The following is an 8,445-nucleotide window of genomic DNA, read 5'->3' as shown; positions in this document are numbered from 1 at the left end:
GACGGCCGGTATCAGAGACCGACAAAACTTGAATACGGCGAGTGTCTTCGTGTGCGTCCATGAGGACACTCGATAAACGTTCAGCCCGCTCAACAGCCAGACGGCCCTCCGCGAATGCTTACGGATACGGACCCTTTCGCATCCATCTTTCGTAACGACGAGACCGGCGCGGCCTGGTCTTTGAACGATCTTTGGCTCCAGCTTCAGGAGGCAACTGATCCGTTTGAAGGCATAGAAAGGGCCCAGTCACCCGTTTTCCGAACGGTGTGCTTTCCCTATCCCGGCGAGGTGACCGTCACGACTCCCGACGGACCCGTTCGGTTGGGAGACGTGATACTCACCGTTGCTCTCTGGGTAGAGGCAGAACACATTCCTTTCGATGAGGCCAACAGGGTCGAGTATTCATCCGGCGATATCGATGCCATCCAGCGCGTAGAATTTTCTTCGCAGCGGCGGATGGGAAAGAATCAGCGCATCTCCTTGCAGCTGCCTAAGCACTCTGAAAGTATTAGTGACCTAAGAGCAGGATATCTTCAGCCTTCCAACGAAAAATAGCGGAAATTATCTCGTAGGTTCTCCTCTACGTGTTGGCCCGTGGCCAGCGCAGTTTCCCACGGCCGACGCGCAACGCTTCCACCAACCTAGTATTGCCCGTCAGCCGCCCCGAGAACAGGCTGGGCTTCGGATCAAGTGCCGATTTCTTGAATGCCGCCACCCGCTGATAGTCAGGCGTCGCCATCCAGGTCCGCCCATCTCCATCGTCTGTGACAATCCGATAGAGGCCGGCAGGTGGGGCGGTCGCGGTGTCGAGCAGGCGCTTGTAGTGTTCGACCGACCATTTCTGAATGCCGCCACTCAGGGCCTCCGTTCGGAACCGCGCCCATAGTGCTGCCGTGTCGGGGGGCGGCCAATCACCAGCATCGGTGTAAGCTGTGATCTCGTCGGATTCGAGCCAGGCCCTCATCTCCGCGGGCGTGACGAAGGCTGGCTCGGCATCCTCGATTGCCGCCATGGCTGCGCGCCGTGATGGAAGGCCCGCGCGGATCAGCATCGACATCATGAATTGTGGAACGCCGGTTTCGACCGCTGCTGCGGCGCCCCCCACCACTGTTTCTGGAGACCAGCCGAGGGACATGCGGCGGGTACGAACAGCTTCCAAGGCCCAGACCAAACGATAGGTGAAGGCCTCTTCGACAGCCCGCATGTTCTGAGGCCCAATATTGGCGACATCGTCGCCAGACACCCAACGGCGCAGGATGTCCTTCCAATTGGTCGGTAGCGCGTTCGTCTTGTCGGGAATGAAAGGCCGCATGAACAACAAGCGTTCCCCGAGACCACAGAGGGCGTCGACAAGTTCGTCGACATCGCCACTCAGCGCAGCAGCGTCGGCTTGATCGAGGAGATCGGCCAATTCGTCTGCCATGGCATCAATGGCGAGCCCAGCCTCGAGCCCGACACCCATCGCGAAATGTCCACGCCGCGCATCCGTTGTAGTGGACTTCCATATGAGTTCAGCGCGCGCCTCGAACACCTTCTTGTGCAATGGCGCGATGTCCTCGTCCTCTCGGGCTATCTGGCGGGCCCAGAGCGACCCTTTGAGCGCCTCGTCCAAGAGCGTTGGCAGATCCGCCCGGTCGGCGTCCAGCGCTTCGATCAATCCGAAAACAGTCGCATCGAGGCGTTCAACGATTTGCGAAAGCGGTTCCTCGTCGATGGTCTCCCCCTCGTCATCACCGCCTTCATCTTCACCGCCATCTGCGTCATATTCCGCGCCGGCCGCCAAGCGCTCGGCGACTGCGGCTTCCTCCGCTGGCGATCTCCAGGCTTCGCGGGCGTTGGCGAGATATTCCCATGCGTCATCGCGCTCCAGAACGCCTTCACGAGCCAGGCGCTCAAGGATCTCTGCGACGATTTGGATGAGGCCGCTCTTCAGTGTGCGGGCCTTGGCGGAGGCAACCAACTCACGCCACTCTCTTTCTCGCCATCTGATCTTGTCGAACATCACGTGAACGATGAGGCCTTCGACGTCCACGAAAGCGCGGCCGGCTCGCCCGGCGACATTTGCGAACTCCTCGCCTTTGATCTTCTCGCCTCTGCGGACCAGATACGGCACCAGCATAACTGCAGCGTTGAGATTGAGGCCTTGGGAGAGCGTCGGCGATGCAACGATGACCTTCAAGACGCCCTCGGACAGCAGCGTTTCCAATTCGCGCAGGAATGGGCTCGGAAGCCGACCGTGATGGATCGCGACGCCTACCTTCAGACTGGCAACGGCGGGGTGGTCTTCTCCCAACCACTCCTTGCCGACCTCAAGAGCGCGGGCAATCGGTGCCTCATCCTCCAGCAGTGAGCCCAAATATCCACGCTTGCAGAGGTCCACGACTTGTTTGCCGAAGCCTTCGACCCAATTGGCTTGGGTTGAAAAGATCAGCGTCCTCTTTCCTTGGCCGGCGAACTCCCATGCAGCGAACAAGGTGAGATGCGACGTCTTGCGTGGGTAGGGTAATTTTTCTTTGCCTCTAGCCGGTTTCTGCACGACAAATTTATCGATGAACGGACCATTGCGATTCAGATCGAGGCGAAGCAGTGCGTCTTGGCCCCGCCAAGTAAGCGTGCCAAATCGTTGTCGGGTCGGACGCCAGTCTGAGAGCACCGGCGCGCCGGGTTCGTCGGAGCGTATCCATGCCGTAAGATCGTCTAGCTCTTCGCCGCTGGGCAGGATGGCGGACAGACAGACAATCCTACGGCTCTCCGCGTCCGTGCGCCGAAGCAGGCGTTGGACCAGCGTCTCATAACGGATTTCACGCTCGCTCGGACCAATCATGTGGCCTTCGTCGAGGACGATGAGACCGACATCGTCTATCAGAGATGGGTCGCTTCGCAGTGCGAAGTCGAGCTTCTCAGGTGTCGCGATGATGATTTCGCGAGTGCGCAATGCGTCTTCATCGCCTGCCGAAAGGCCGCTGGCACCGTAAAGTGAGGAGACGCTGAAGCCGAGAGGCGCGAAGGTTTTTCTGAAGGATCGCTCGGTTTGTGCGGACAGCGCGCGCAGCGGCGTGACAATCAGTACCCGGCGCGCCGACGAAAGGGTCATCAACGCTGCAATCTCGGCCACTCGCGTTTTACCTGCGCTGGTTGGTAAGGCGACAACCAGATCGTCCGTGACGTCGGTGGAGCGCCGGGCTGCTTCGCGCTGCGATGGCCACAACTCCACCTCGGAAGTTTTGCGAGCATAGAGCGATGAGATGAATAGCCTGCGCAGGTCCGGGTATTTTTCCTCCGTTCCTTCCGGTGGCTCGGTCGGCAGATTTTCGTGCAGGGAATGCTGCCACAGGTCATCGATAAGGTGACGACAGAGGTTCGAGATCCACCACAGGGGGACATTCTCCGCATTGTCTGCAAGACTGACCGCGACGTCGAGCAATGCCCTTGCTGTCTCGATCGGCTCGGTTTCGCCCGTCTCAAGCGCGAAATCAAAATACGCCAGCGCCCGGCAGATCGTCGTGTTGAGGATGGTCGACAGAGCTTCATCGACATCGGGCTCTTCACCCCGCAGAGCCTCCGCGATCTGCTCATCCTTGTGATCGTCGTTGTCCAGCCAATCGCGAACGAAGCCGCGCAATTGGCCGAGATCGCGCAGGATCAGATGTTGGATCGCTGTTTCGCCGGGTGAGGTGTTCAGGTCGCCCGCGGTCTCGTTGAAGAGCGAATAGGCAACGGCTGAAAATCCGGCGAGATGATAGGCTGCGGCAGCGATGGTGCGGCGGAAGCCTCGATCATGCGATTCCGGATCACCATTGCGAACAAGAGCTTCGAAGGCATTGGCGGAGCGCTCGAACGCCTTGCTGGTCAGGTCCGAGGTGCCGGCCTGAGCACGAAGCGCCATTGCGCCCCTAAGCAGGGCGAAGCCGTGTTCCGCAAGATCCGTTTCGATCGTCGCGCCGAGCGGCGGCGCATTCGGCGGCAGTACACCGTTTTCGCGCATCAGCGACCATGCCGCGCCGCGATACAGGAGGCGTCCGAGGATGCCATCGACGGTCGCGTCCGTCAGGAAAGTTGTCAACTCGTCAATCGTCTCCAAGATCTTCCGCCTCCTGGTACATGGCCGCGATGAAGTCCTGGTGGTCTTTGACGTGAATGTTCACGACATACTGGTCTCGATTGGTGCCGGTCGCCTCGAGATCCTGTTTCAACGAAGCGTGTGGACCGTTGCCCGATATAGTGAAAAGCATGTGATCGATGCGATCCGCCCGGAGAGACTTCAGGCCCACCTCGTCGCGAAGGCTGCGGCCCAGTGCGTTGTCGTCCGGGTCGTTGCTTTCCAGCAGGCGGTTTGCAACGAACAGCAGCGAGTCCGGCGTACACCGACCGCTATCGCGGTTGAGCACCTTGCGCGCGCTCGTGACCGTGGCCTTACCGAGCACCTTGTTGCTTTTGGCTTCGCCTTTCAGGAGCCAGAGCTTCTCGCCTTTACTGTCATACCCGGCACCGATGAAATCATCTCCGCGCATGGCCATGTTGCGCCCGTCCTTGTAGCGGAGACGGCGCACGGGGACACGCAGGCCAATCTCCTCCTCGACGAGCTCAGTCGCGAGAATTTCGCCGAGATCGCCCGAACGACCCTTGGACGTCTGAGGCATCGCCTCGCTGAGGATCTCGGCGGCGACCTTGTATCCGAGCCGGTCCACGTCCTCCGCAATGCGTTCCAGTCGGTCGTAATGCGAACGGATCGTTTCAGCCAAGTCCCCTTGGATTTCATCGCGGCCACCATGCTTCTCGACATAGGTCCAGTAGTACTTGCGTTTGTCTTTTTCTCTCGTGGCGTCGCACCACCTCTCATACAGGCTCACGGAGGCCTCCCACGATCATTGCATCGCGAAGGTTGATCAGTCGGCAATCTTTGCACATCCGCTCAACTCCACAGACAGGACAATGGCGCCGCAGCCAGCCGGTCACCAAATGGCACAACATCCGTGCTGTCATACAGCACGGTGCCAAAAGCAAAGCGGTCTCCGCAGGCTTCGGCCAAGGCGCGCAGCCCAGCGAAATCGCCGGACTTGACCGTGGCGCTCGCTTTCACCTCGATGCCGGCGATCTTGCCGTCGTCACGCTCCAGCACGATGTCGACCTCGCGCATGTCGCGATCGCGGAAGTGATAGGGTGTCAGTCGCAGGTCCGAGGCTGTCGTCAGCTTGAGCACTTCCGAGAACACGAAGCTTTCCAGCAGGGCGCCGAACGTCCCGCGATCCGCCTTCACCCTGTCGAAGGTCAGACCCCGCGTGCTCGCCAGCAGGCCGGAATCGAGGAAATGTAGCTTCGGTGTTTTGACGATGCGCTTCAGCGCGTTGGTGAACCAGGGCTGCAGCGTCGCGATCAGAAAGACCTGTTCGAGCAGCCCGACGTAGCGCTGTCCCGTCTTGTGGCTGACATTGATGCTGGCTCCGAACTGCGAATAGTTGACCAATTGGCTGGAATGCTCGGCCAGCAACCGCACGAATTTCGGGAGCTCGGTCAGCTTCTCGACCTCTGCGATGTCCCTGAGATCGCGGGTGAGAACCGACGTGAGATAGGATCGCGCCCAGTCCTGCCGGCGCCGCTCGCTCTCACGGGCGATCGCCTCGGGAAAGCCGCCGAGCAGGACGGAGTGGACGAGATCGTCGCCGACGATCGCTTTGCTTGGCTTTTGCAGCTTTCCCTCGAAGAGACGCTCCAGAAAGGTCGGCGTCCTGCCCTCGATCTCGGCCCGTGCCAGCGGCAGCATCTCGAGCGTTTCCATCCGGCCGGCGAGACTATCGGCGACCCGTGGCAAGGTCAGCACATTCGCTGAGCCCGTGAGGAGAAATCGGCCCGGACGATAGTCCTCGTCGACCGTCTTCTTGATCGCCAACAGCAGGTCGGGCGCGCGCTGAATCTCGTCGATGATGGCCCGATCCAGTCCCCGGATGAATCCGGCCGAATCGGACCGCGCAGCCTCCAGCACGGTCTGGTCGTCCAGCGTGATATAGGTGCGGCCGGCTTCCCCCATTTTCTTGACGAGCGTGGTTTTGCCAGCCCGCCGTGGCCCTACAATGAGAACCACGGGCGTATCTGAAAGGGCTTCCTCCGCCCGGCGCTCTACAAACCGCTTGAACATCCCGTCCCCTAGCCTCCGATAATTGGAACTATCTATCTCGGCTGATTGGGAGTCAATGGGCCGCTAATTGGAACCAAGAGGGTCGCGATCTGGAAGGGGTTAGGAGGGGAAAGCCTTCCCCCTGGTCGGCACTGGCGTTACCGACATACCCCCATCAGCGGGGAGACCCCGCAACGCCCCCTGAGAGGTAAAGTGCGGGCGGGTTTTCCGTGACGGGTTGAGGGCTGGAAGAGGGTCTTCCGGCGCCCGTCGCGGAGATCATCCCGATGGCCAGAGAGCATCGCGCGGCCCGCAAGGGCGGAACGCGCACCAACCTTTACGACGACATCACCGACAAGATCATCGCAGAGCTGGAGGAGGGGCGGCTGCCCTGGGTCCAGCCTTGGGGAACGGCGGCGGCGAAGGCGCCGCTCGCCATGCCGCGGAACGCGGCGACCGCCCGGCAGTATTCCGGGATCAATGTCCTGATCCTCTGGGGTGCTGTCATCCAGCACGGCTATCCGACCCAGCACTGGCTGACCTTCCGCCAGGCGCTGTCGCTCGGCGGCAATGTCCGCAAGGGCGAGCGCGGGACGACAGTCGTCTATGCCGACCGGTTCACGCCGGAGGACGAGAAACGGCGGGCGCAGGAAACTGGCGAAGAACCCGGCAGCATCCCTTTCCTCAAGCGCTTCACCGTGTTCAACGCTGCGCAATGCGAGGGTTTACCCAACGACATCGCCGTCGAGGCACCGCCACCGCCGCCCGGGCTGATCGAGCCGCGGGTCGAGGAACTGATCGCCGCGACTGGTATCGACTTCCGGATCGGCGGGAACCGCGCCTTCTATGTCCCCGCGCTCGATTATGTTCAGGTGCCACCTCCGCAGGCCTATTTCGAACCGATCAACTGGCACCGGACCGCCCTGCACGAGATGGGGCACGCGACAGGACATACCTCACGGTTGGGGCGGGACTTCTCGGGCGGTTTCGGTACGAAGAAATACGCCTTCGAGGAGCTGATCGCCGAGATTTCGAGCGCGTTCTGTTGCGCCTCGCTCGGGATCGTCCCGACTGTGCGCCACGCCGATTACATCGGCTCCTGGCTGGAGGTGATGCGCGAGGATTCCCGCGCGATCGTCCGCGCCGCCTCGCAGGCCAGCAAGGCGGCCGACTGGCTCCTGGCCCATCTGCCCGACGACAGCACCGATGTTGAGCGGCAGACCCCGACGGAAGGGAGGGCCGCGGCATGATCCTCCTGACCGACACACAGCGTGACCGTTTGCTGGCGAATGGCCGCGATCGCGATCAGGATCACATTCCGGTCGTAAAATTCTTCAATCCCTTCGGCGCCGGTGTCTGGCTTGCGACCGAGCTCGACGAGGACGGCGACATCATGTTTGGCCTGGCCGACATTGGCTACCCGGAGCTTGGCTCCTGGAGCCTCAACGAACTGCGTGCCATTCGGCTGCCCTTCGGCATGGGTATCGAGCGGGATCTGCTGTTCACGGGGGATTTCCCGATCTCGGTCTGGGCCAAGGCCGCCCGCGATGCCGGCAGCATTCGCGATACCGAGCGCCTGCTTTATCGCTCGGGCCGTCTGCCAGGCGGGACACGCCTCGACACGGAGTCCCCGCGTTCCTGAGGGGTTCTGCAGGTTCCGCGCCGCGCTCTTCGAAGGAAGAGGGCGGCACTTCTCCTCGTGACGCGGTGAAAGTTCGGCGCCCGGCCGACTGCCCGTTGGAGAACAGGACCATGACACTAAACATGAGAACATCCGCCATCGAACCGCAGCCGCTCCGGTTCTCGGCCCAGGAGCAGGCCGTGGTCTATGAAGCCCGGCAGATCCTGCTGCGCCATCTCAACCAGAACCCTGTCCTGTCCTCCTGGCAGGCGGTGCTCGACTATTGCGCCCTCACCATCAGGGGCGATGTGGAGCGCTTCCATGTCCTCTATCTCGACCGCCGGAACCGGCTGATCTCAGACGAGTGCCTTGCCACCGGCACGGTCGATCATGTCCCGGTCTATCCCCGGGAGGTGCTGCGGCACTGCCTGGCGCTCAATGCCTCGGCGCTGATCATCGTCCACAATCATCCGGCCGGCGATCCCGAGCCCTCAGCCGCCGACCTCGCGATGACCAAGGAAATCCGAAACGCCTGTGTGTCCCTGGGGGTGATACTGCACGACCACATCATCACCGGGGCTGGCCGGGAGACCAGTCTGCGTGCCCGCGGCGAGCTCTGATGGGTCTGCGCGTTCATCCGCGGCTCGGCCATGAGAGGGAAAGGAGGGTGGGGGTTTCGTGACGGGCTGGTTGCCGGAGAGAGAGGCTCCCC

General features: G+C 61.6%; 7 protein-coding genes. 4 read left to right on the top strand and 3 right to left on the bottom strand.

The genetic code is table 11. From position 1 onward, the window contains the following. Positions 1 to 114 precede the first annotated feature (114 nt). Positions 115 to 555 (top strand): hypothetical protein, encoded by a 441-nt coding sequence (locus CG50_RS11610; protein ID WP_211248611.1) that lies wholly within the window; start codon positions 115 to 117, stop codon positions 553 to 555. 25 nt (positions 556 to 580) lie between these two features. On the opposite strand, the gene CG50_RS11605 is transcribed toward CG50_RS11610, so the two are convergent. The 3 genes from CG50_RS11605 to CG50_RS11595 form a co-directional block, all read right to left on the bottom strand. Next, positions 581 to 4,081 carry a DEAD/DEAH box helicase gene (locus tag CG50_RS11605; protein ID WP_036638467.1) on the bottom strand — a complete coding sequence of 1,167 codons (3,501 nt, stop codon included), beginning with the start codon at positions 4,079 to 4,081 and terminating at the stop codon, positions 581 to 583. After that, a complete protein-coding gene (locus tag CG50_RS11600) occupies positions 4,068 to 4,850 on the bottom strand; it encodes a HamA C-terminal domain-containing protein (RefSeq protein WP_036638465.1) in 783 nt (260 codons plus the stop codon). The genes CG50_RS11605 and CG50_RS11600 overlap by 14 nt, the downstream gene beginning before the upstream one ends. A 62-nt stretch (positions 4,851 to 4,912) precedes the next feature. Next, positions 4,913 to 6,133: an ATP-binding protein gene (locus CG50_RS11595; RefSeq protein WP_036638463.1), complete on the bottom strand. Its 1,221-nt coding sequence runs from the start codon at positions 6,131 to 6,133 to the stop codon at positions 4,913 to 4,915. Between the two features lie 266 nt (positions 6,134 to 6,399). On the opposite strand from CG50_RS11595, the gene CG50_RS11590 reads away from it, so the two are divergent. The 3 genes from CG50_RS11590 (at position 6,400) to radC (ending at position 8,353) form a co-directional block, all read left to right on the top strand. Continuing rightward, complete coding sequence (locus tag CG50_RS11590) at positions 6,400 to 7,362, top strand: ArdC family protein (RefSeq protein WP_036638461.1); 963 nt, start codon at positions 6,400 to 6,402, stop codon at positions 7,360 to 7,362. Beyond that, positions 7,359 to 7,754: a DUF2958 domain-containing protein gene (locus CG50_RS11585; RefSeq protein WP_036638460.1), complete on the top strand. Its 396-nt coding sequence runs from the start codon at positions 7,359 to 7,361 to the stop codon at positions 7,752 to 7,754. Before CG50_RS11590 ends, CG50_RS11585 begins: the two co-directional genes overlap by 4 nt. Before the next feature lie 122 nt (positions 7,755 to 7,876). Beyond that, a complete protein-coding gene (radC, locus tag CG50_RS11580) occupies positions 7,877 to 8,353 on the top strand; it encodes a RadC family protein (protein WP_051909936.1) in 477 nt (158 codons plus the stop codon). Positions 8,354 to 8,445: the final 92 nt, after the last annotated feature.

This window comes from Paenirhodobacter enshiensis (genome assembly GCF_000740785.1).
GTDB classification, from domain to species: domain Bacteria; phylum Pseudomonadota; class Alphaproteobacteria; order Rhodobacterales; family Rhodobacteraceae; genus Rhodobacter; species Rhodobacter enshiensis.
Note: the sequence above shows the minus strand (reverse complement) of the source record. Positions and strands in the feature narration are given on the sequence as shown.

What these genes read in the sequence shown, in the direction of transcription:
- CG50_RS11610 (WP_211248611.1), top strand. Translation starts at nt 115, where the DNA reads ATGCTTACGGATACGGACCCTTTCGCATCCATCTTTCGTAACGACGAG.
- CG50_RS11595 (WP_036638463.1), bottom strand. Translation starts at nt 6,133, where the DNA reads ATGTTCAAGCGGTTTGTAGAGCGCCGGGCGGAGGAAGCCCTTTCAGAT.
- CG50_RS11590 (WP_036638461.1), top strand. Translation starts at nt 6,400, where the DNA reads ATGGCCAGAGAGCATCGCGCGGCCCGCAAGGGCGGAACGCGCACCAAC.
- CG50_RS11585 (WP_036638460.1), top strand. Translation starts at nt 7,359, where the DNA reads ATGATCCTCCTGACCGACACACAGCGTGACCGTTTGCTGGCGAATGGC.
- radC (WP_051909936.1), top strand. Translation starts at nt 7,877, where the DNA reads ATGAGAACATCCGCCATCGAACCGCAGCCGCTCCGGTTCTCGGCCCAG.